Source organism: Kitasatospora sp. NPDC001119 (assembly GCF_053598475.1).
In genome coordinates this window covers 40,023-61,518 of sequence record NZ_JBSFKI010000023.1, presented here as the reverse complement: position 1 = coordinate 61,518, position 21,496 = coordinate 40,023, and the positions used below count along the sequence as shown (strand labels likewise).

The window sequence follows — 21,496 nt, the reverse complement described above, 5'->3', positions numbered from 1 at the left end:
CGTTCAGCCTGCCGTACGACCGGATGCCGTGGGGCCGGGCCCGGTGCCGAACACCCCGTCGACGAGCCGTCGCTGGGCGCTCTGGAACGCCGCGGCGACGGACACGTCGGCGTCGTCCACGTAGGTCAGCCCGGCGGTCAGGGTGGTGCCGCCGTCCGGCGAGCCGTACATCAGCGCGGCCGAGCCGATGGTGGCGCCGTTGTGGTGGAAGACGGTGCCCGTGTCCGTGGCCTGGGCGAAGATCCCCAGCCCGTAGCCGACCGTCGCCTCCGGCGCGCGCATCTCGGCCAGCAGGCCGGGCGGCAGCAGCCGGCCGCCCATCAGCGCGGAGAAGTACACGTGCAGGTCCCGGGTGGTCGAGATCATGTCGCCGCCGCCCGAGACCCAGGACGGGTTGTGCCGGGTGACGTCGACCGTCCGCTCCCGCCCGGCGTCCTCGTAGCGGTAGTAGCTGCGGCCGTGCGGCTCGGGCACCTCCGGCGAGGCGCCCGGGGCCACCGTCCCGGTCAGCCCCAGCGGCTCCAGGACCAGCCGCCGCAGCTCCTCGGCGAACGGCCGGCCGGTGACCCGCTCGACCACCAGCCGGGCCAGCACGTAGTTGGTGTTGGCGTAGCTCCAGCGCGCCCCCGGTGCGAACCGCGCCGGCCGGGACAGCGACAGCCGTACCAACTCCTCGGGCCGGTAGGTGCGGAAGCGGTCCTCCACCCACTCCCGGCCCCGCCACGGGACCCCCGGCACGAACGTCCCGTCCTCCTCCAGCTCGCCGGTGTGGTTGAAGATCCCGCTGGTGTGCTGGAGCAGCATCCGCACCGTGATCCGCCGGTCCAGCCCGAACCCGGGCAGGTGGTCGCCGGCCGGGTCGTCCAGGGCCAGCCGGCCCTCGGCCACCAGCATCAGCACCGAGGTCGCGATGAAGCTCTTGGTGACGCTGCCGACGCGGAAGTGCCCGTCGGCCGGCGGCCTCTCCTCGCGGCCCAGCTCGCGGGACCCGGCGGTGCCGACCCACTCGCCGTGCGCGTCGTTCACCCGCACCTGCACGCCGAGGAAACCGGATCCGGCGATCTCCTCGACCGCCCGTCGCAGCTCCGGGCGGTCCGGGCCGTGGGTGGAGTGGTGGGTGGAGTGGTGGGTGGTGGACATGCTGCCCCCTCGTATCGCGGGGCCCGCGTCGTCGTCGGGCCCGATGGAAGGAGCCTCCACCCTGACCCAAGGTCAACCTCAACCGTGTTCCGGCTCACAGGCGCGGCCTGCCCATGCGAGGCGGGAGGCGCGGGAGGCGGGGCGCGGCGCCGGGTGGGGTGGGCGGGGGAGCCCGGAGGCCGGGGCCGCCGTCGGCACGATCGGGAAGGCGGCGGCCCCGGCCCCGGTACGGGTTTCCGTACGGGCGGGGCATCGACCGCGGGGTTGCCCGTACGGCTGCGGTCGGCACCCATTCCACGACTTCAACAGGACTTGAAGTCAAGCCCCGCCCGAGGCGAGGCCCCGCCCGAGGGTGCCGCTCCGGGGCCGGGTAGCCTCGCTCCCGGCGGGGGCCCGCGGGGGACGGACACGTACACAACGGACAAGACGGACAGGGGCGGGCGGATGACGGAGCAGCACACGTACTGGCGGGCGTCGGACGGTTCGGCGGTCAGCGCCAGCCAGGCGCACATCGTGTGGACCAGGGCGGCCTACCCGGCCCTGGTGGAGGTGGCGCGCCGCTACCACGCGGTGATCAGCTACCCGGACCTGGCCGAGGCGGTGCAGGAGGCCTCGGGGGTGCGCACCCGGATCAACCAGCGGCACTGGATAGGCAAGGTGCTGGCCCTGGTGATCCGTGAGGCGCACCGGCGCGGCGACCCACCGCTGACGGCCCTGGTGGTGCACGCCACCGACGGCAAGGTCGGGCCCGGCTACCAGGAGGTGCTGGCGGTGGCCGGACAGCCGCCGGTGGCCGCCGAGATGGACCGCGAGCAGCACGCGGCCGCCGCCCGCCTGGCCTGCTACCGGCACTTCGCCGCCGACCTGCCCGCCGACGGCGGCACGCCCGCCCTGGCCCCGCGCCTGCGGGCCTCGGTGGAGCGCAAGGCCGCCGTCGCCGCGCCGCCGCGCCCGCCGGCGATCTGTCCGAGCTGCTTCCTGGAGCTGCCCGCGACGCGGGTGTGCGACTCCTGCGGGGCGACCGTCGCGCCCTGAGCGCCACCGGTGAGCGGACGTCCCGGGCGGACGTCCCGAGCGGAGGCCCCGGGCGGACGCCACGTCACACGGCGGCGGGCAGCCGCCCGGGCATCTGCCAGCCCTCGGCGAGGCGGGAGGGGGCCAGGCGCCGCCCGTCGCCGAAGAACTCGCAGAACTTCATGATCAGCGGGTCCCAGCCGACCGGGTCGACGTAGTGGTCGCTGCCGGGCACCAGCAGGCTCTCCTCGACGTGGGCGCGCACCACCGTCACCTCGAAGGCGGTGCGCCCGCCGCCCGCCAGCGCCGTCGCCGACTCCACCCGGCACTCCAGCTGCACCGGGCACTCGGCGGCGCGCGGCGCCCGCACCAGCTCGCCGGGCACCTCGGTCAGCCCGGCGGCCTCGAACTTGCGCCGCTCGTGGCGGTAGCCCTGTCGCAGCCGGTACTCGGCGATCCGCGGCTTGGCGGTCAGCAGCGCGAGGGCGTCCACCGCGTCCACCTGCGCGGAGGACGCCAGGTTGAGCACGCACTCGCCCTCGCGCCGCAGGTTCTCGGCGGTCTGCGAGCTGTCGCCCAGGCCGAGCACGCACGACTGCCCCAGCCACCAGGCCGAGGACATCGGCATGAGGTTGGCGCTGCCGTCCTCGTTGCGCGAGCCGATCAGCACCACGGGGGTGCCGAAGTACAGGACCTTGAGATCGATGGCCTTGTGCACGGGAGACTGCCGTCCTCGGGAAATGGGGAACCGTTGCCGGTCACCGACTCTGCCGCCGCCCGGACGGGGGCGCTGGCGGTGATCGGACATCGAGTTCCGGAGGATGTGACTCCGGTTTCCCGAGGACGGCGTCCGCGCCCCGGCGACGGGCGGGAAGCGGCCGGCCCGCCGTCAGCCCACCGGCCCCCGGGCGGAGACCAGCCGGGCCCGGCCGTCGCGCAGCCGGTAGGACAGGCCCACCACGGCCACCTTCCCCTCGGCGATCCGCGCCGCCAGCGCCTGCGAGCGCTCCACCAGCAGGTCCACGGTCTGGCGGATGTGCTCGTCCACGATCCCGTCCCGGTCCTCGATGCCCGCCGCCCTGGCGGACAGCACGCTCGGGGTCACCCGCTCCACCACGTCCCGGACGAAACCGCCCGGCAGCTGCCCCTGCTCCAGGGAGTCCAGCGCCGCCGCCACCGCACCGCAGGAGTCGTGCCCCAGCACCACCACCAGCGGGCAGTCCAGCACGCTCACCCCGTACTCGATGCTGCCCAGCGCCTCCGCGCCGGTGACGTGCCCGGCGGTGCGCACCACGAAGAGGTCGCCCAGGCCCTGGTCGAAGATGATCTCGGCGGCCAGCCGGGAGTCCGAGCAGCCGAACAGCACCGCGAAGGGCCGCTGCGCCGGGGCGAGCGCCGCGCGGCGCCCGGCGTCCTGGTTGGGGTGCTCGGGGTTGCCCGCCACGAACCGGGCGTTGCCCTGCATCATCACCCGCAGCGCCTGGGCGGGGTCGGTCAGGAAGTCGTCCGTCGGACCGTCGAGCCGGGTGGGCTCGGGGCTGGGTATCGGTGTGGGGATCATGCCTGCACCCTAGATCGCCGCAGGTGGAGCCCGCAGCCGGGGGTCAAGGGCCGGACGGCCCCATGGACGGTCCCGAACGGCCCCGTACGGCCGTGTACAGCCCCGTACGGCCCTGGTCGGCCCGTCCCGGGAGGCTACCGGGCCGGCGGTTCCGGCGGAGCCGGCGGTTCCGGGGCGGGGCGCAGGGCGAGCACGGTGACGTCGTCGCGGCTGCTCCCGCCGCTCCAGCGCCGGGCCCGCCGGTCCAGGGCCTCGGGCAGGGCGTCGGCGGGGACGGCGGCGAGGTCGGCCAGGCCCCGTTCGACCGGGTAGAACGCGCCGGAGGCGTCCTGGGCCTCGGTGATGCCGTCGGTGAGCAGCACCAGCACCCCGTCCCCGGGCAGCGTGAAACGCCGCTCGGGGCGCGGTTCGCCGGTGGCGGCCAGGGCGGCGAGGCCGAGCGGGAGCCCGGCGTCCAGGGGGACGGGCTCCACCCGGCCGTCGGGGCGCAGCAGGTAGGGGGAGAGGTGGCCGCAGTTGACGGCCCGCACCTCGGTGGCGCGGCCCCCGTCGTCGGTGCCCTCGTCGTCGGTGCCCTCGTCGTCGGTGCCCCCGTCGGTGCTGTCCGGGGCGCGGACGCAGAGCACGGTGGCCGTGACGAACCGTTCCTGCTCGCCGCTCTGCTCCGCGTAGGCGTTGTGCCGCTCCACCGCCGCCTCCAGGGCGTCGGCGACGGCGGTCAGCCGCGGCTCGCGGAAGGCCGCCTCCCGGAAGGCGCTCAGCACCGCGAAGCCCGTCCCGATCGCGAGCAGGCCCTTGCCCTGGACGTCGCCGACCAGCACCCGGGTGCCGTGCGGGGTCTCGGCGACGTCGTACAGGTCGCCGCCGACCATGGCGTCCTGCTCCAGCGGCCGGTACAGCCCGTCCAGGCGCACGTCCGGGGTGGTGACGGGCAGCGGGCGCAGCAGCTGGCGCTGGAGGGCGACGGCGACCTGCCGCATCCGCGACAGCTGCCGCTCGCGCCGCACCCGCCGCGCGCACAGGCCGATCACGGCGGCCTCGGCGGCGACCACGCCCAGCAGGGTGCCCAGGCGGGCCGGCAGGTCCCCGGGCGGGAACAGCACCGAGTGGGCCACCACCACGGCGGTCACCCACACCGAGGCCGCCACCGTCTGGGCGACGGTGCCCAGGCCCGCCAGCAGCGCGGGCAGGAACACCAGCAGCAGCACCAGGCGGGCACTGGTGCCGCTGACCGCCTGGACGAGCAGCACCGCGACGGTCGCGGCCAGCACGCCGAGCACCACCGCCCGGTTGCCGGGCGCGCGCGGGGCGGTGGGCTGCTCGTCCTCGCCGTCCACCCCTGTCGCCCTCTCCGCCGTCCGGCCCCCGCTCCAGGGTGGTCGGCGCGGCGGGGCGGGCGCGAGCGGGCTGCGCCGGGCGGGGGACGGGGTGGACGGACGGGCCGGGCGTCGTCTGTCGGTGGCAGTCGGTACGGTGGCCGGTGTGTCGTCCCCGTCCTCGACCTCGTCTTCTACCTCGTCCCCGTCCGCGGGCCGCGTGCCGCTCGACGACCTCGTGCGGCTGCGCCGGGCCCGGGACCGGATGGACCGCGAGTACGCGCAGCCGCTGGACGTGCCGGCGCTGGCCCGCACCGCGCTGATGTCCTCCGGCCACTTCTCGCGCAGCTTCCGCGCCGCCTACGGCGAGACCCCGTACACCTACCTGATGACCCGCCGGATCGAACGGGCCAAGGCACTGCTGCGGCGCGGGGACCTGAGCGTGACCGAGGTCTGCATGGCGGTGGGCTGCACCTCGCTGGGCTCCTTCAGCACCCGCTTCACCGAGCTGGTCGGGCAGAGCCCCAGCGCCTACCGGGCCCGCGACCACGAGCAGGGCGCGGCGATCCCGGCCTGCGTCGCCAAGATCGGCACCCGCCCGGTGCGGCGCGCGGAGGCCAAGGAGGCGAAGGAGGCCAAGGGGGCGAAGGGGGCGAAGGGGGCGAAGGGGAACGGGAGCGACGGCGGCCCCGGTGCTCCCGTAGCGTGACGGGCATGAGCATCGAACTCGCGCAGTGCTTCATCGCCGTCGACGACCACGACCGGGCGCTCGCCTTCTACCGCGACGTCCTCGGCTTCGAAGTGCGCAACGACGTCGGCTTCGAGGGCATGCGCTGGGTCACCGTCGGCTCGCCCGACCAGCCCGGCGTGGAGATCGTCCTGGAGCCCCCGCTGGCCGACCCGCACGCCTCCGAGGCCGACCGCCGGGCCGCCGCCGAACTCCTCGCCAAGGGCCTGCTGCGCGGCGTCATCTTCCGCACCGACGACTGCGACGCCACCTTCGAGCGCATCCGGGCGGCCGGCGCCGAGGTCCTCCAGGAGCCGATGGACCAGCCCTACGGGGTGCGCGACTGCGCCTTCCGCGACCCGTCGGGCAACATGCTGCGCTTCAACCAGCCGCGTACGGCGTAGTCGGGCGGGGGCGTGCGGCCTGAGGCTCAGGCGGTCCGGGCGGGCAGCGGGTAGTCGGGCAGGGCGATGTCGCCGGCCTTGGCGAACTGGGCGGCCAGCACGGGGCGCAGCGGCCAGCGGCCCATCCAGCGCATGGAGGCGGCGCGCAGGCGGATCGCCAGGGCGCTGTCCGGGGCGTAGCCGCCCAGGCCGCCGGGCGGCAGCTCCTGGGCCCGGGTGGCGTAGGGGCGCATCAGCTCCTCGTAGCGGGCGAAGGCGGTGCGGAAGTCGCCTGCGGCGGCGGCGAGTTCACCGGCCAGCAGGTAGGCGCCGACCAGGGCGAGGCTGGTGCCGAGGCCGGTCAGGGGGCTCGGGCTGTACCCGGCGTCGCCGAGCAGGGCGACGCGGCCGCGGCTGTAGTGGTCGAGGTGGACCTGGCCGAAGGTGTCGAAGGCGAAGTCCCCGGCGGTGCGCATCCCGGCGAGCAGCCGGTCCACCTCCCAGCCGGCGCCGGCGAAGCGCTCGGCGAGCAGGCGCCGCTGGGCGGCGGTGTCGCGGCGGTCGTACGCCGCGGGCGCGCGGCGCAGGCCGAGGGAGGCCTTGACCTCGCCGGGCAGCCGGCCGGGGCGGGCGCCGGCGACCAGGCCGCCGGGGGCGTTGTACATCAGGAACCAGCCGTCGAGCTCGCGGGCGAGGGCGGGGTCGTGGACGGTGAACCAGGCGTGGCAGCCGCCGAGCGGCCGGTAGTGGGCGCCTTCGCTGCCGTCTGTGCCGTCTGTGCCGTCGGGGCCGTCGCCGTCGCCGGGGCGGAAGGCGAGGCGGCGGACGGCGGAGTGCAGCCCGTCCGCGCCGACGACCAGGGCGAAGCGGCGGGCGGGGGCGTTCTCGAAGGTGACGGTGACGCCCCCGGCGTCCTGGTCGAGCGCGGTGACGGTGTCGTCCCAGAGGTACTCGACGCCGTCGGTGGCCTCGCGCAGCAGGTCGGCGAGGTCGCCGCGGAGGATCTCGATCTCGGAGACGATGCCCTCGCCGTCGAACAGCCCGACGGGTATCCGGGCGGTGGCCCGCCCGCGCCGGTCGACCAGGGCGATGCCGTGCTGCTCGACGCGCAGCGCGCGGGCCCGCTCCATCAGCCCCATCCGCTCGATCACGGTGCGCCCGGCGCCGCGCAGGTCGACGGCCTGCCCGCCGGGGCGCGGGCCGGCGGCGCGCTCGACGACGGTGGGGGTGAAGCCGTGGCGACGCAGCCAGTAGGCGAGGGCGGGGCCGGCGATCCCGGCGCCGGAGACGAGGACGTCGGTGGCGGGGACGTCGGTGCCCGTCGGGTGGTCCAGGTGTTCCATGCCGCCGAATGTACGCCGTACGCGTCGGCGCCAACAAGCCTTGCAGTGGGGCTATTTGAGACTGGTGCACTAGTGCGGTGGGGTGCTCCGGGGCAGGTCCGGCGGCGCGCGGGGGCGTTCGTGCGGGCAGACGGCCCGACGGGTGCACTAGTGCGGCACCATGGTGCGATGGAGAGCACTCGACAGACAGTCAGTTCCGGCTCGCCCCTCGAACCGCGGATCGGCTTCTCCCGCGCCGTGCGCAAGGGCAACCACGTCGCGGTCGCGGGCACCGCCCCGATCAGCGAGCAGGGCACGACGGTCGGCCAGGGCGACGTTTACGCCCAGACCGTCCGCTGCCTGGACATCGCCGAGGCCGCCCTGCGGGAGGCGGGCGCCACCCTCACGGACGTCGTACGGACCCGCGTCATGCTCACCGACATGAGCCAGTGGCGGGAGGCCGCGCGCGCCCACGGCGAGCGCTTCGCGCAGATCCGCCCGGTCACCACCTTCGTGGAGGTGTCGCGCTTCATCGACGAGCGCTGGCTGGTGGAGGTCGAGGTGGACGCGGTGATCGGCTAGCCGGCGGGCCGAGGTCGTCGGGGTAGGGGCGGCCGGGGCGGAATGAAAGGCGGGACGGGTGCTGTTGTCGCTGGTCGAGATACCCCCACCCGTATTTTTTCGGGCCTCCGGACTTCCCCGGCGCCCGAGAACGGAGCACCACGTGAACCGCCCCGCCGAAGCCGTACGGCCCGCCGCCCCGCCCCCCGACGCCCCCGGCAGCGGCGGCGCCCCCGAGAACGGCCGACCCGGGCCGCTCGGCCGCCTCGGGGTGTGGTCCACCCGGCACTTCAAGGCCGTCCTGGTCGGCTGGCTGATCGTCGTCATCGGCCTCGGCGCCTTCGCCCCCAAGGTCACCAGCGCGCTGTCCGGCGCCGGCTGGCAGGCCGACGGCTCCCAGTCCGTCCAGGTCCGCGAACTCGCCGAGCGGCACTTCGCCGGCAACGCCTCCTCCGCGATCCAGATCGTCGTCGCCGCCGACCGCCCCGTCACCGACCCGGCCGTCCAGAAGGTGATCACCGAGGCGCACGACCTCGCCGCCGCCGACCCGCGGGTGTCCACCGTCGTCACGCCCCAGCCCGGCGCCACCATCAGCCCCGACGGCCGCACCGCCGTCCTGCTCGCCGGCGCCGCCGCCTCGCCCGACGACATGGTCCGCGCCGCCGACGACCTCAAGGGACCGCTCGGCGCCCTGTCCACGGACGGCGTCAGCGTCCACGCCACCGGCGCCTCCGTCCTGTGGAGCGACTTCAACAAGGCCAACCACGACGCCATGATGAAGTCCGAGGTCATGTCCTGGCCGGTCACCCTCGCCATCCTGGTGCTCGCCTTCGGCTCCCTCGTCGCCGCCGGACTGCCCCTGCTGCTCACCATGGCCGGCCTCGCCGCCTCGGCCGGCTCCCTCGTCCTGATCAGCCACCTCTTCCCGGTGTCCGTCTGGGCGATGAACTTCGCCATGATGTTCGCCCTGGCCCTCGGGATCGACTACGCGCTCTTCCTCGTCATGCGCTTCCGCGCCGCCCGCCGGGCCGACGGCCGCGCCGCCCGCCGCGCCGACGAGGGAGCCGTGCGCGCCGTCGCCGAGACCATGGACACCGCCGGCAAGGCCGTCCTGCTCTCCGGCGCCACCGTCCTGGTCAGCCTCTCCGCCGTGATGCTCGTCCCCTCCCCGGCGTTCCGCTCGATGGCCGGCGGCATCATGCTCGCCGTCCTGTTCGTCCTCGCCGCCACCCTCACCCTGCTGCCCGCCGTCCTCGGCCGCCTCGGCCACCGCGTCGACGCCCTCTCCCTGCCCTGGACCAAGTCCACCCCACCCGCCTCCCCGCGCTTCGCCGCCTGGGGCGAACGCCTCTGGAAGCACCCGCTGCGCTACGGCGCCCTCGCCCTCGCCGCACTGATCGCCCTCGCCGCCCCCGTCATCGGACTGCGCACCGCGATGCCGTCCATCACCGTCCTGCCCGAGGACGCCAGCGCCCGCGCCGGCTACACCGCCGTCCAGCAGGCCTTCGGCCCCGGCGCCCCCGGCACCCTGCAGATCCTCACCCCCACCGACCGCGCCGCCGAGGTCGCCGCCCGGGTCGCCACCACCCCCGGCATCGCCGCCGCCATGCCCGCCCAGGCCGCCGCCGACGGCTCCGGCTGGTCGATGATCCAGGCCGTGCCCACCGTCGACCCCTCCAGCCCCGACCTCTCCGGCACCGTCCACACCCTGCGCGCCGAACTGCCCGCCGACACCATGGTCGGCGGCGCCGCCGTCGAGAACCTCGACCTGCAGCACCTGCTCACCGAGAAGACCCCGCTGGTCATCGGCGTCGTCATGGCCCTCGGCTTCCTGCTGCTGCTCGCCGCCCTGCGCGCCCCGCTGATCGCCGCCCTCGGCACCGCCGCCAGCCTGCTGTCCACCGGAGCCGCCTTCGGCGTCGCCCGCCTGGTCTTCCAGGACGGTCACGGGGCCGGCCTGCTGGGCTTCACCCCGCAGGGCTTCCTGGACGGCTGGGCACCGGTGTTCTTCTTCGCGATGATCTTCGCCATCGCGATGGACTACACCGTCTTCCTCCTCGCCTCCGCCAAGGAGCACTACGAACGCACCGGCGACCCCAAGGCCGCCATGACCGGAGCCCTGGCCCACTCCGGCCGGGTCGTCTTCGCCGCCGCCGGCGTCATGGTCGCGGTGTTCTTCACCTTCGCCCTGTCCGGCCCGCTCCCGCCCAAGGAGATGGGCATCGTCCTCGGCACCGCCGTCCTCCTCGACGCCGCCCTGGTCCGCCTCGTCCTGCTCCCCGTCCTGCTGCGCCTGACCGGGCACGCCGCCTGGCACACCCCCCGCCTGCTGGAGCGGGTACTGCCGCGGATCACCTTCTCGCACGGCTGACGGCCCGCCCGTCCCCGCGCGGCCCCTGCCTCCGGCGACCCGCCGGGGGCAGGGGCCGACCGTTGCGGCCACCGGGTACCCGCTTCGCACCGCCGGTCCGGCGTCAGGCTCAGGGTGTGGGCGTGGGCGTGGGGCCGGCGGTCGGGGTGGGGGCGGTCAGGGTGTGGAGCAGGTCCTCGCCGAGGGTGAGGCCGGTGGCGGAGTGGTCGGGCAGCCCGTAGTCGCCGTACCAGTCGGCCGGGGCCTCCGGGTGCGGGCCGCTGACCGCGACCCGGCCCCGGCCGTACGGGGCGACGGCGGCGGCGGTGCGGCCGTTGGGGTAGCGGGCGAGGACGTCCGTGCCCGGGCCGTCGACGTCGAAGTACGGGCCGTCCTGGAAGTACATCCGCTGCGGGCGGCCGCGCCACAGGACGTCGACCAGGCCGTCCTGTTCGTCGGTGACGGTGGCGTCCGGGGAGCGGATGTACTCGCCGGAGTCGCCGGGCAGGAGGTCGAAGCCGGGGTCGCCGGCCAGGTAGCCGCCCATGCACAGCCCCAGGTAGCGGCCGCCGCCGCGCACGTAGGCGCGCACCAGGTCCGGGGAGAAGCCCGGGTCGCGGGCCAGCAGGTCCCACGCGGTGCCCACCTCCTGCCCGTTGGTGCCGCCCGGCTGCACGTACACCGCCGCGTCGGCCAGCGCCGCCGGGCCGAACCGCACCCGCTCCTCGGGTCCGATGAACCGCACCGCGAACCCGGCCCGCTCCAGCAGCCCCCGCGCCGCCTCCGGGCACCCGTCGCAGGCGGCCGGCCCCCGGTACACCAGCGCCGTCGGCCGCTCCTCGCCCCGTTGCGGCAGGGACCTCTCCGCCGGCTCGCCGCCGCACCCCGCCGTCACCAGCACCGCCGCCGCCACCAGTCCCAGCACCCGCCCGACCCGCACTCCCGCCACCCCTCCCGAAGGCCCCGCGCGGCCGCCCCTCGCCGTCCGCCGTGACGACGCTACGGCCCGCCGGGCGCGCACCGGGCGCGCGCCCCCCGATCGGGCGAACCCGCGTGGCCGGGATTGACGCGCGGGGGTGCGGAGACACCGATGGCCCCCGCGCCGTCCCGAGGGCACAATGACCAGGTCCGACGGGCGGGAGGGGACCCATGGGGAAGACGGACGGCCTGCGGGGCGGGCGCGGCCGGGCGGCCGGCGCGCTGCTGCTGCGCGGCCTGCTCGCCCTGCTGGGACTGGCGGTTGTGGCCTTTGGCTTCGTCCGGTTCGACGCCGCGTACGACGCCCGCGGCGCCTACCTCGACGCACCCGCCTGCGGGGCCCGGGCCACCGGGCCGCAGGAGGACTGCCTGCGCTCGGAGAGCGGCCGGGTGACGAGGAAGTGGGCGGACCCGGGCAACGACTCGACCTCGTACGGGATCGCGGTGGCGCGGGAGAACGGGCCGAGCGACACCTACCCGGTCAGGGAGTCGTTCTACGACGCCGTGGACGTCGGCTCCGTGGTCGAGCTGAGGTTCTGGCACGGCCGGGTCGCCGACATCGCCTACCAGGGCCGCCGAACCGAGCCGCCGAGCACCCCGTGGCTCGCCATGACCGGGGTCGCGCTGCTGGTCGGCGCGGGCACGACGCTGCTGGTCCGCGGCCTGACCGGGACGTTCCAGAGCGAGGGCGACTGGCGGGTCCCGCTGGGAACCGCGATCTCGCTGTTCCTCGCCACCGGGTTCGGCGGCGCGCTGATGCTGTCCCAGCACTGGCCGTGGGGCCTGGCGATGGCCGTGGCGGCGGCGGCCTGGCTGGCCGCCGCCGCCCTCGCGGTGGTGCTGGCGCTGCTCTGAGCACACCCGCCGGACGGGTGCGGTGATCAGAGGGAGGCGCTGATCGAGGTGCCGGTGTGGTTGCCGGGCACGGCGGTGAGGTCGAGGTACTCCGGGGCGGTCCAGGTGCCGTCGCCGTGACGGGAGGTCAGCAGCACCCTGTTGTCGGCGGTGGCGACGGCGAACCGGGCGTCGGTGTCGACGGGCGCGGCGCTGACGCTGGTCCCGGCGGCGCCGGCGAGGGAGTCGAACGGCCGCCAACTTCCGTTCGCGTAGCGCACGGTGTGGTACTGCCCGCCGCTCGTGACGACGGCGACGTCGAGGTCCCTGTCCTGCGGGGTGACGGCGACGCCGGTCACCGGCGCGGTGGCCCCGGCCGCCCCGGCGACCGACGTCCAGGAGGACCAGGCCCCGGAGGCGAAGCGACGGGTGTGGGAGACCTTCCCCCCGGACACGGCGGCGATGTGCAGCTCCCCGCCGCGGACGCCGGCGGTGGCGATCGACGTGATGCCGGTGAGCGGCCCGGTCTCGTCGGTGACCACCCCGAAGACGCTCCACCGGCCGTTCGCGGGGCGGCTGCTGTGCAGGAGCCGCCCGTTCGCCACGACGACGATGTGCAGGGCGCCGTCCACGTTGGCGATGGAGACCTGGGTGATGCCGCCGAGGTCGGCGACGGTGGTGTTGAGGTCGACGAACTTCTGGCCCCAGCCGCCGTCCAGGTTGTGGACGGCGTAGTGCAGGTGCCCGTCACCGCCGAGCGCGAGGACGTGGGTGTCGCCGTCGATGCCGACCGAGGAGACGGCGCGCACACCGCCGATGTTCCCGGCCGCCGCCTGGACGTCCTCGTACGGCGTCCACGAACCGTCGTAGAGACGGGTCGTGAGGTACAGGTCGGCGTCGCCGCGCACCAGGGCCCGGGTCTTCCAGCCCCAGGACCTGGCCCGCACCTGCTGGACCCAGCCGGAGACGTCGTCGACCCGGGCGCCGTACGCGCCGGTGCGGGTCTCGCCGGCGGGGGCGCCCAGGCAGCCGCCCTGCCAGGAGCGGGAGGCGACGGCGACCAGCTCGGCCCTGCCGCCCGTCTCGCGGACCACCGGGGCGCCGGTGTCGCCCTTGCAGACCGCCGCGCCGCCCGTGCCGGTGACGCCGAGGCCCGTCGCGCTCACCGTGTCGAGCGAGAACGCGCCGGTGTGCAGCTTCAGCGGCGCCCACTCGTCCCTGGTGCGCCCGTACCCGGGCACCCGCAGCGGCTGCCCGGCGGCGGGGGCGGTGGAGGCGACCGCGATCGGGGCAATGCCGTCGACGGGCGTCGCGAGGCGGGCCATGACCAGGTCACGGCCCTGGTACGGCACCAGCTCGGAGACCTCGGACGTCTTGCCGCCGGAGGTGGTCAGGTCGGTGCGGCCGACGGTGGCGGTGGTCTTCCACTTCGGCGCACCGGCGGCCGGGGCCTGCGGCTGCGCCGGGTCGTCGGCGAAGCAGGAGGCCGCGGTGAGCACCCAGTTGCGGTCCACCAGGGCTCCGGTGCAGGTGCGCAGGCCGTCGCCGATCGCCAGGCGGGCGGTGTAGGCGTAGGAGCCGTCGGCGGCGGCGTCGCCGACCACGGCGCCGGCCGGCGCGCAGGTGCCCAGCACGCCGGCGGCGGTGGCCGCGGCGAGTACGCCGGTGCGCCAGGAGCGGGACGGGGTCGTGCGGGGCATGGGGATTCCTCTTCGGGTCGGTTCCGGGCCCGGGTCGCTTCCGGGTTCCGGGCTCGGGTTCTGGGCGCAGGTTCCGGGTCGTTCCCGGGGGTCAGTACGAGAAGGCCCACTTCTGGGTGGGGAGGTCGTAGAAGGTCCACTGCTGGGCGCGGGCGCCGTCGGTCGTGAGCGAGTCGTCGATCTCCAGGCACTTGCCGCTGTTGCGGTTCCTGAGGGCGTAGCCGCCGGCGGCCTTGACGAGGTCCCACTTCTGGGTGGGGAGGCTGTGGAAGGTCCACTGCTGGGCGGGGGCGCCCTCGGCCGTGAGGGAGTTCTCGATCTCCAGGGCTTTGCCGCTGTTGGCGTTGCGCACCTCCCAGGCGTCGTCGGCCCAGTGGAGGATCCAGCGGGCGGTGGGCAGGCTGTGGCAGGTCCACTGCTGGGCGCGGGCGCCGTCGGTCAGGAGGGAGTCGTCGATCTCCAGGCACTTGCCGCTGTTGGTGTTGACGAGCGGGGTCGTCCAGTCGAGGGCGGCGGTCTGCTGGATCCAGCTTCCGAGGTCGTCGGTGCGGGTCTCGTACGCGCCGGTGTGCGTGGTCGGGGCGGCGCCGAGGCAACCGTTCTGCCAGGAGCGGCTGTTGAGGGCGGCGAGTTCGTAGTGGTCGCCGACCTTGCGCAGGGCGGGGCCGCCGGTGTCGCCCTTGCAGACGGCGGCGTCGGCGGGGGTTTTGGCGGCGATGGCGAGGCCGGTCGGATGGACGGTGCCGACGGTGAAGGCGGCGCTGTGGAGCTTGTCGGGCACCCAGTCGGCCTTGTTGCGGCCGTAGCCCGTCACCAGCAGCTCCTCGCCCGGGGTGGGGGCGGTGGTGGCCACGGCGAGCGGGTCGACGTCGATGACCGGGTTGACCAGGCGCAGCATGACCAGGTCGCGGTCGGCGCGGGGGACCAGGTCGACGACGTCCCGGACCTGGCCCGCCGTGGTGCCGAGGTCGGTGCGGCCGACGGTGACGGTCGTTCGGAGCGCGGGCGGGCCGGCCGGGACGGTCGTCGGCCGGGCGGGGTCGTCGGCGAAGCAGGCGGCGGCGGTGACGACCCAGAACGGATCGACCAGGGCGCCGGTGCAGGAGCGCTTGCCGTCGCCGATGTCCAGCTTGGCGGTGAAGGCGTAGGAGCCGGCGGGCGCGGCGTCGCCGACCACGGCGCCGGCCGGGGTGCAGGTGCCCAGTACGCCGGCGGCGGTGGCCGCGGCGAGTACGCCGGTCCGCCAGGAGCGGGACGGGGTCTTGCGGGGCATGGGGATTCCTCTTCGGGTCAGCGGGCGACGGTCCGCCGGGCGGGGCCGCCGTACCGGGCGTTCGCCGGGGTCGGTACGAGTCGGTGCGGTCAGCCCGTCGTGGGGATCTGGCCGACGATGGACCAGCCGGACCAGGCCCCGTCGCCGGCCTTGGTGGCATGGGCCATGACGCCGTCGGTGCCCTGGCCGAAGACCTCGGCGGTCCGGGTGTCCGGGTTGTAGACCGCGGCGGGGGAGCCGCCGAACTTCCAGCTGCCGGTCATGGTCCAGGCCGACCAGCCGCCGGCGCGGCTCCACGTCGCCCGGTACATGGAGGCGTCGGTGCCGGTGGCGAACAGGTCGAGGGTGTTGGCGAGCGGGTTGTGGAGGACGGCGGGGGTGCCGGCGAACTTCCAGTCGCTGGGGCCGATCACGTACCAGCCGGACCAGCCCTCGCCGTTGGTGTTGTAGAGGTGGGCCATGGTGCCGTCGGTGGTCAGGGCGAAGACCTCGGCGGTCCGGGTGTCGGGGTTGTAGACGGTGGTGGGGACGCCGCGGAACTTCCAGGTGCCGGTCATGATCCACGGTGTCCAGCCGCCGGCCCGGTTCCACGTCGCCCGGTAGATGGACCCGTCGGTGCCGGTGGCGAACACGTCGAGGGTGTTGGTGACCGGGTTGTGGAGGACGGCCGGTACGCCGACGAAGGCGCCTCCGGGGTTGAGGGTGAACCAGCCGTGCCAGCCCGCCCCGTCGGTGTTGTAGAGGTGGGCCATGACGCCGTCGGTGCGCAGGGCGAAGACCTCGGCGGTCCGGGTGTCCGGGTTGTAGACGGTGGTGGGGGAGCCGCGGAACTTCCAGTCGGCGGTCATGGTCCACGGTCCCCAGCCGGTGGCTCGGCTCCACGTCGCCCGGTAGATGGACCCGTCGGTGCCGGTGGCGAACACGTCGAGGGTGTTGGTGACCGGGTTGTGGACGACGGCCGGGGAACCGGTGAACCGCGCGCCGTCGCCGAGGACGTACCAGCCGGACCAGCCCTCGCCGTTGGTGTTGTAGGCGTGGATCATGGCGCCGTCGCTGCGCAGGGCGAAGGTCTCGGCGGTCCTGGTGTCCGGGTTGTAGACGGTGCTGCGGCCCCCGGAACGGGCGGCGACCACGGTGGACCAGGCGGAGACGGCCTGCTGGATCCAGCCCCCGAGGTCGTCGGTGCGGGTCTCGTACGCGCCGGTGTGCGTGGTCGGGGCGGCACCGAGGCAACCGTTCTGCCAGGAGCGGCTGTTGAGGGCGGCGAGTTCGTAGTGGTCGCCGAGCTTGCGCAGGGCGGGGCCGCCGGTGTCGCCCTTGCAGACGGCGGCGTCCGCGGGGGCCTTGGCGGCGATGGCGAGACCGGTCGGGTCGACGGCGCCGACGGTGAAGGCGGCGCTGTGGAGCTTGTCGGGCACCCACTCGGCCTTGGTGCGGCCGTAGCCCGTCACCAGCAGGTCCTCACCGGCGGCGGGTGCGGTAGTGGCCACGGCGAGCGGGGTGATGTCGGTGACGGGGGTGGCGAGCCGGGCCAGGACGAGGTCGCGGTCGGTGCGGGGGACGAGCTCGGCGATGTCGCGGACCTGGCCGGTCGTGGTGGTGGTGAGGTCGGTGCGGCCGATGGTGGCGGTGGTTTTGAGGGCCGGCGGGCCGGCGGGGACGGTTGTCGGTTGGGCGGGGTTGTCGGCGAAGCAGGAGGCGGCGGTGACGATCCAGTACGGGTCGACCAGGGCGCCGGTGCAGGCGCGTTGGCCGTTGCCGATGTCCAGTTTGGCGGTGAAGGCGTAGGAGCCGGCGGGCGCGGTGTCGCCGCTGACGGCGGGGGCGGGCGTGCCGGTCAGGAGGGTGGCGGCGAGGGCGGCGGCGGTGAGCGTCGCGGTCGTCCATGCGGTGCGTGGGCGTGAGCGAACCATGAGGTGGCTTTCCTTCGTCTGCCGGGCGGTGGCGGTGGCGGTAGCGCCGGGGAAGCGCGGACCGGGGGTCACGCTGTGGCGGTGATCTCCAGCAGGCTGAACAGGCGCCCCTGCGGGTCCGTGCTCTCGCCGACCGACGTCCAGATGTTCTTCTTCACGTCGAAGGACTTGTTCTCGGTGCCCGTCCGCATGTCGAGGCGTACGGCGTAGTCGTTGCCCATGACCATGAAGACGGAGGGGATCTCAAGGCTCAGTCGGCCGGTCGGGCCGCTGACCTGGAAGCAGAACTGGCCGTTGCCGACCGGGTCCGTGACCGCGTTGCCCCGAGCGCGCACCTGGATCAGGCCGGGCCGGCCGTCGCAGGTGACGAGCAGGATGTGGCCGTCGCCGCTCTTCAACCTGATGCCGCGCTCCTGGAAGATCTTGTCGGCGTTCGGGTAGGCGAAGTCCTCGACGGCCGGAGGCGGGGTGTCGTCCGCAGCGGCGGCCCCGGCGGTGCTCGCGGTTCCGGCGGGCACGGGGGCGGCACCGACCGTGGTCAGACCCGTCAGGGCGACGGCACCGGCGACGGCGCCGACGGTCAGGCAGCGAATCAAGGGCTTCATGCTGGTGGGGCCTCCTTGTACGGAATTGCACAGGCAAGGGAATGGTGTGATCGAAGTAAACGACGCATCGACCCGGGCCTGCGCGGGGCGCTTCGCCATCGGATCGGAGGCCTATTGGTATCACGGTCGCCGAATTCCGTAAAAGGGTCGGGTTCGAGCCAATATTGCGGGCGGAGTGGCCTGCGGCGATCCCCTTCGGAATCCGCAAGCTCGGCCGCATGACCCTCTTGAAACGTCTCTGACCAGCTACTTCTTCAGCTCGACGGCCCGGCGTGCTCGATCCGTGGCATGGCTCGTGAATTCAGTATCGGGCCCGTGGGTTCACGACCTGTGCGACAGTTCGACAGGTTGTTGTAGACGGTTCCGAAAAGGCTTCGAATTCCAGTCGAAAAGCACTCAAGGAATTGAGGAGAAATGGTCGATAAATTATCCGGGACCATGTCCCCGCCTATGCGCCTCCGGCGCGCCCGGCTGACCGCGGTGACGGCGCTGTCGCTGGCCATGGCGGTCTTCGGCACGACGGTGGCGGCGGCGGTCCCCGCCGATCCCGGACCGGCGCCGCTGCCTGCGGGCGCGCGTGCCCAGGTGGTCGAGGCGTGGATGGCCGGCGGGTCGGCGGTCAGGGACGCCGCGGCCGCCGCGCTGGTCGGCGGCGATGCCCAGATCGGCGACTTCCTGGCCACCGGCCTGCGGCGGGCGACCGCCGAGGACGAGCGCTTCGCGGTCCTGAAGATGCTCTCCTTCTCCGGTGCCGGGGTGCGGGCCGCCGCCCAGCAGGCGCTGAGCGGTACGGACGAGCAGCTGCACCAGTTCGTGCTGACCGGCTACCAGGCCCCCCTGAAGGAGGACCAGACGGTGGCGACCGTCGCCACCACCAACACGGGCGGCCGCGCGGTCCAGGAGGCGGCGCAGAAGGCGCTCAACGACGGTTCCGCCAAGGCGCTGACGGACTTCCTCGGCACGGGTCTCGCCCGGGCCCGCGAGGAGGACGACCAGGTCCAGGTCGCCAAGGTCATGGCGACCGGCGGCCCCGAGGTGCAGAAGCTCGCGCAGCGGGCCCTGAGCGGAACCGCCGACGACATCGCGGACTTCCTGGAGAACGGGCTGGAGCTGGCCCGCGCCCGTGACCAGGAGACCCTGACGATCAGCCAGCTGGTCGAGGCCGCGACGGAGGCCGGCAAGCGCGCCAAGGCCGAGACCGACGCGGCCAAGACGGCGGGTGAGCGCGCGCAGGAGGCCTCCCGGCTGGCCAAGGAGGCCGCGCAGAAGGCCGCCAAGGAAGCCGAGGCGGCCAAGAACGACCTCGTGAAGGCGGGGCAGGCCGCGAACCGCGCGGCCGAGGCGGCACAAGGCGCGGCCAACGCCGCGCGGACCGCGATCCAGGCCTCCAGTACGGCGGTGGCCGCGGCCCGGACGGCGGCGAACGCGGCCCGCGGCGCGGCCAGCGCCGCGGCGGCCGCCGGCCAGGCCGCCACGCGCGCCTACCAGGCCGCCTCGGCGGCCCGCCAGGACGCCGGCCAGGCGCAGGCCGCCCGCAACGCGGCGCAGGCCGCCCGGGACGCGGCGGCGGGAGCCCGCAGCGCCGCGGACGCCGCCGCGAGCGCGGCCGTCTCGGGCGCGCAGGCCGGGCTCTCCGCGAGCTCCGCGGCCAGCGCTGCGCGCAACGCGGCGGACGCCGCGGACGCGGCGAGTTCGGCCGGGGTGTCCGCCGGCCAGGCCACGGCGCAGTCCCGGCGGGCGTCGGAGGCGGCCGCCGTCGCCCGCAGCGCGTCCGCCGCCGCGGACGCGGCCTCGAAGCGGGCCAACGCGCTGGCCTCCCGGGCGGCTTCGGCCGCGAAGGACGCCCAGGCGGCCGCCAACGGGGCCGCCACCCACGCGGAGAACGCCGCGAAGGCGGCGGACGAGGCCGCCAACCAGGCGGGCAACGCCCAGGACTGGGCGAACAAGGCCACCGAGCACGCCAACGCGGCCGTGGCCGCCGCCCAGACGGCCGCGAACGCGGTGACAGTGGCGCAGGGCGTCGAGGCCCTCGCCCGGGAGAGCGAGCAGGAGGACCTCGCGGCCGATACCAAACTGGGTATCGACGAGGCCACCGAGCTCCGCAAGGACGGCCAGGAGGCGGCACGGTCGCGGGAGACCGCCATGACCCAGGCTGCAGCCGTCGACGAGACCACCAGGCAACTGGTCGCGAAGGCCGCCGACCCGGCGGTCGACACCGCGACCGCGGTCGCCGCCGGCCGCAGGGCCGCCGTCAACCTGCTGGCCAGCAGTGGCGCGTGGACCAGCCGAGCCGCCCAGAGCGCGCTCTCCGGTACCGACCGGGAGGTGATCGACTGGGCGGTGGCGCAGTACCCGAAGGCCCTGCGGCAGGACGACCGGGAGAAGGCGCTGCTGTTCTCCACCCTCGGCGGCCCCGGCCTGGCGGAGGCGGCGCAGCGGGCGCTGGCCGCCGACAGCCCGGCACAGATCCAGGCCTTCCTCACCCAGGGGCTCTACGACGTCCAGGCCGACGACAACCGGATCCGGATCCTCAGGCTGATGAACAACGCCGGCAAGGCGGTCACCGCCGCCGGGAACAAGGCCCTGAGCGACCCGTCACCGAAGGCCCTGACCGACTTCCTGGCCACCGGCTACTTCCTGGCCAAGGCCGAGGACGACCAGGTGTCCGCGGCCACCATCATGGGACGCGGCGGCCCCGTCGTGGCGGCCCTCGGGCAGGTCGTCCTGTCCGGGCCGGACTCGATGCAGAGCGACTACGTCGTCTGGGGCCAGCACCGGGCGGCCCAGAAGGACCAGGACACCGCCACCCACGTGGCGGCGGTCCGGGCGTTGATCGCGAGCGCCGCCCAGATCGCGGCGCAGGCCAACCAGAACGCGGCCGAGGCGTCCGCGGTCGCGGCCCAGGCCCGTTCGGCGGCCGCGGAGGCCGGCCAGTGGGCCGACCGGGCCCGCACGTCGGCCTCCCAGGCCAAGGGCTACGCGGACGAGGCACGCAACAGGGCCGCCGAGGCCACGGCCTCCGCCAACGCGGCGGCGGCCTCCGCCCAGCAGGCGAAGACCGCCTCGGCCACAGCGAGGCTGGCGAGCCGGCAGGCCAACTACTCCGCGAACCAGGCCGCAGCATCGGCCCACAGCGCGGTCGCCTCGGCGGCCGGCGCCGCCGCGTCGGCCGCCGAGGCCAGGGCCTCGGCGCTGGCCGCCGGCAAGAGCCAGGAGGAGGCCGCCCAGGCCGCCAACGAGGCCGGGAGCATCGCGGTCCAGAAGCGGGCGCAGGAGCAGGCAGCGGAAGCGGCCAAGGCGGCGGAGCAGGCCCGGCAGAACGCCGCGAACCACGTCAATCCCGCCGACAACCCGGGTAATGACAGCGTCCGGCCGCTTCTGGGCCCCGGCGGCTCCAGCCCCGGCGGCATGGACGGCGCACTCGAGATCATGATCCGCGAGTACGCCCAGTACACCGGCGACCTGAGTACCTGGTTGGGGGCTGCGTCGGCGGCGGTCCTGGTCACTCCGGCCTTTGAGATCTCCCCCGTCCTCTCCCTGGCGTCGTTCGCCACCGGCGGGGTGAGTGTCCTGCTGACCGGGATCGGGTACGGCTGGACCAGCAAGCCGTTCCAGTCCTCCCTCGCCTATTTCGGGCTCAACACCGTCATCGCCACACAGGGCAAAGTGGTCGAGAAGTTCGCGAAACTGGGGCCTAAAGTGGCGGACAAGGGAGCCCAATTCGTCATCGGGACAGGATCGGCTGTCATGAACCTCGTCGCCTCGGATCCCTGGGAGCGGCTCCCCGGCTGGCCGCACTTCTGAGCGCCCGTGCGGCGG

At 74.8% G+C, this 21,496-nt stretch carries 17 protein-coding genes; 7 read left to right on the top strand and 10 right to left on the bottom strand.

The window, feature by feature from the left end; genetic code table 11:
• Positions 1–3: 3 nt before the first annotated feature.
• Complete coding sequence (locus ACWDD9_RS26825; protein ID WP_449812886.1) at positions 4–1,140, bottom strand: serine hydrolase domain-containing protein; 1,137 nt, start codon at positions 1,138–1,140, stop codon at positions 4–6.
• Between the two features lie 444 nt (positions 1,141–1,584).
• Here ACWDD9_RS26825 and ACWDD9_RS26820 point away from each other — a divergent pair, with 444 nt between their 5' ends.
• Entirely contained in the window at positions 1,585–2,175 is a 591-nt protein-coding gene (locus ACWDD9_RS26820; protein ID WP_234348478.1) for a hypothetical protein, read from the top strand.
• 64 nt (positions 2,176–2,239) lie between these two features.
• Here the strand turns inward: ACWDD9_RS26820 and ACWDD9_RS26815 are convergent, their stop codons facing one another.
• The 3 genes from ACWDD9_RS26815 to ACWDD9_RS26805 form a co-directional block, all read right to left on the bottom strand.
• On the bottom strand, positions 2,240–2,872 hold the full coding sequence (locus ACWDD9_RS26815; RefSeq protein WP_049654167.1) for a flavin reductase family protein: 633 nt from the start codon (positions 2,870–2,872) through the stop codon (positions 2,240–2,242).
• Between the two features lie 171 nt (positions 2,873–3,043).
• A complete protein-coding gene (locus ACWDD9_RS26810; RefSeq protein WP_049654174.1) occupies positions 3,044–3,622 on the bottom strand; it encodes a carbonic anhydrase in 579 nt (192 codons plus the stop codon).
• A 227-nt stretch (positions 3,623–3,849) separates the two neighbouring features.
• Positions 3,850–5,052, bottom strand: a complete 1,203-nt coding sequence (locus tag ACWDD9_RS26805; RefSeq protein WP_449812885.1) for a PP2C family protein-serine/threonine phosphatase — start codon at positions 5,050–5,052, stop codon at positions 3,850–3,852.
• A gap of 199 nt (positions 5,053–5,251) precedes the next feature.
• On the opposite strand from ACWDD9_RS26805, the gene ACWDD9_RS26800 reads away from it, so the two are divergent.
• Both ACWDD9_RS26800 and ACWDD9_RS26795 read left to right on the top strand, forming a co-directional pair.
• On the top strand, positions 5,252–5,740 hold the full coding sequence (locus tag ACWDD9_RS26800) for a helix-turn-helix transcriptional regulator (protein WP_449812974.1): 489 nt from the start codon (positions 5,252–5,254) through the stop codon (positions 5,738–5,740).
• A gap of 5 nt (positions 5,741–5,745) precedes the next feature.
• Positions 5,746–6,162, top strand: a complete 417-nt coding sequence (locus tag ACWDD9_RS26795) for a VOC family protein (protein WP_049654179.1) — start codon at positions 5,746–5,748, stop codon at positions 6,160–6,162.
• A 26-nt stretch (positions 6,163–6,188) separates the two neighbouring features.
• Here the strand turns inward: ACWDD9_RS26795 and ACWDD9_RS26790 are convergent, their stop codons facing one another.
• Entirely contained in the window at positions 6,189–7,484 is a 1,296-nt protein-coding gene (locus ACWDD9_RS26790; protein ID WP_449812884.1) for an FAD-dependent monooxygenase, read from the bottom strand.
• Positions 7,485–7,652: 168 nt separating this feature from the next.
• Between ACWDD9_RS26790 and ACWDD9_RS26785 the strand changes: the two genes are divergently transcribed.
• Both ACWDD9_RS26785 and ACWDD9_RS26780 read left to right on the top strand, forming a co-directional pair.
• A complete protein-coding gene (locus ACWDD9_RS26785; RefSeq protein WP_074001088.1) occupies positions 7,653–8,045 on the top strand; it encodes a RidA family protein in 393 nt (130 codons plus the stop codon).
• 142 nt (positions 8,046–8,187) lie between these two features.
• Entirely contained in the window at positions 8,188–10,395 is a 2,208-nt protein-coding gene (locus tag ACWDD9_RS26780) for an MMPL family transporter (protein ID WP_449812883.1), read from the top strand.
• 109 nt (positions 10,396–10,504) lie between these two features.
• Here the strand turns inward: ACWDD9_RS26780 and ACWDD9_RS26775 are convergent, their stop codons facing one another.
• Positions 10,505–11,323 carry a BPL-N domain-containing protein gene (locus ACWDD9_RS26775; protein WP_449812882.1) on the bottom strand — a complete coding sequence of 273 codons (819 nt, stop codon included), beginning with the start codon at positions 11,321–11,323 and terminating at the stop codon, positions 10,505–10,507.
• Positions 11,324–11,523: 200 nt separating this feature from the next.
• On the opposite strand from ACWDD9_RS26775, the gene ACWDD9_RS26770 reads away from it, so the two are divergent.
• Complete coding sequence (locus ACWDD9_RS26770) at positions 11,524–12,207, top strand: hypothetical protein (RefSeq protein WP_449812881.1); 684 nt, start codon at positions 11,524–11,526, stop codon at positions 12,205–12,207.
• A 26-nt stretch (positions 12,208–12,233) separates the two neighbouring features.
• On the opposite strand, the gene ACWDD9_RS26765 is transcribed toward ACWDD9_RS26770, so the two are convergent.
• The 4 genes from ACWDD9_RS26765 to ACWDD9_RS26750 form a co-directional block, all read right to left on the bottom strand.
• On the bottom strand, positions 12,234–13,886 hold the full coding sequence (locus ACWDD9_RS26765) for a trypsin-like serine protease (protein ID WP_449812880.1): 1,653 nt from the start codon (positions 13,884–13,886) through the stop codon (positions 12,234–12,236).
• A gap of 91 nt (positions 13,887–13,977) precedes the next feature.
• Complete coding sequence (locus ACWDD9_RS26760) at positions 13,978–15,159, bottom strand: RICIN domain-containing protein (RefSeq protein ID WP_449812879.1); 1,182 nt, start codon at positions 15,157–15,159, stop codon at positions 13,978–13,980.
• An 89-nt stretch (positions 15,160–15,248) separates the two neighbouring features.
• Positions 15,249–17,072, bottom strand: a complete 1,824-nt coding sequence (locus tag ACWDD9_RS26755; protein WP_449812878.1) for a trypsin-like serine protease — start codon at positions 17,070–17,072, stop codon at positions 15,249–15,251.
• 68 nt (positions 17,073–17,140) lie between these two features.
• A complete protein-coding gene (locus ACWDD9_RS26750) occupies positions 17,141–17,677 on the bottom strand; it encodes a hypothetical protein (RefSeq protein WP_449812877.1) in 537 nt (178 codons plus the stop codon).
• A gap of 450 nt (positions 17,678–18,127) precedes the next feature.
• Between ACWDD9_RS26750 and ACWDD9_RS26745 the strand changes: the two genes are divergently transcribed.
• Positions 18,128–21,481 carry an ALF repeat-containing protein gene (locus ACWDD9_RS26745; protein ID WP_449812876.1) on the top strand — a complete coding sequence of 1,118 codons (3,354 nt, stop codon included), beginning with the start codon at positions 18,128–18,130 and terminating at the stop codon, positions 21,479–21,481.
• Positions 21,482–21,496 lie beyond the last annotated feature (15 nt).

Bases quoted from the DNA above. Each gene is read 5' to 3' on its own strand.
- ACWDD9_RS26825 (WP_449812886.1), bottom strand. From the start codon at position 1,140: ATGTCCACCACCCACCACTCCACCCACCACTCCACCCACGGCCCGGAC.
- ACWDD9_RS26820 (WP_234348478.1), top strand. From the start codon at position 1,585: ATGACGGAGCAGCACACGTACTGGCGGGCGTCGGACGGTTCGGCGGTC.
- ACWDD9_RS26810 (WP_049654174.1), bottom strand. From the start codon at position 3,622: ATGATGCAGGGCAACGCCCGGTTCGTGGCGGGCAACCCCGAGCACCCC.
- ACWDD9_RS26795 (WP_049654179.1), top strand. From the start codon at position 5,746: ATGAGCATCGAACTCGCGCAGTGCTTCATCGCCGTCGACGACCACGAC.
- ACWDD9_RS26790 (WP_449812884.1), bottom strand. From the start codon at position 7,484: ATGGAACACCTGGACCACCCGACGGGCACCGACGTCCCCGCCACCGAC.
- ACWDD9_RS26785 (WP_074001088.1), top strand. From the start codon at position 7,653: ATGGAGAGCACTCGACAGACAGTCAGTTCCGGCTCGCCCCTCGAACCG.
- ACWDD9_RS26770 (WP_449812881.1), top strand. From the start codon at position 11,524: ATGGGGAAGACGGACGGCCTGCGGGGCGGGCGCGGCCGGGCGGCCGGC.
- ACWDD9_RS26765 (WP_449812880.1), bottom strand. From the start codon at position 13,886: ATGCCCCGCACGACCCCGTCCCGCTCCTGGCGCACCGGCGTACTCGCC.
- ACWDD9_RS26760 (WP_449812879.1), bottom strand. From the start codon at position 15,159: ATGCCCCGCAAGACCCCGTCCCGCTCCTGGCGGACCGGCGTACTCGCC.
- ACWDD9_RS26755 (WP_449812878.1), bottom strand. From the start codon at position 17,072: ATGGTTCGCTCACGCCCACGCACCGCATGGACGACCGCGACGCTCACC.
- ACWDD9_RS26750 (WP_449812877.1), bottom strand. From the start codon at position 17,677: ATGAAGCCCTTGATTCGCTGCCTGACCGTCGGCGCCGTCGCCGGTGCC.
- ACWDD9_RS26745 (WP_449812876.1), top strand. From the start codon at position 18,128: ATGCGCCTCCGGCGCGCCCGGCTGACCGCGGTGACGGCGCTGTCGCTG.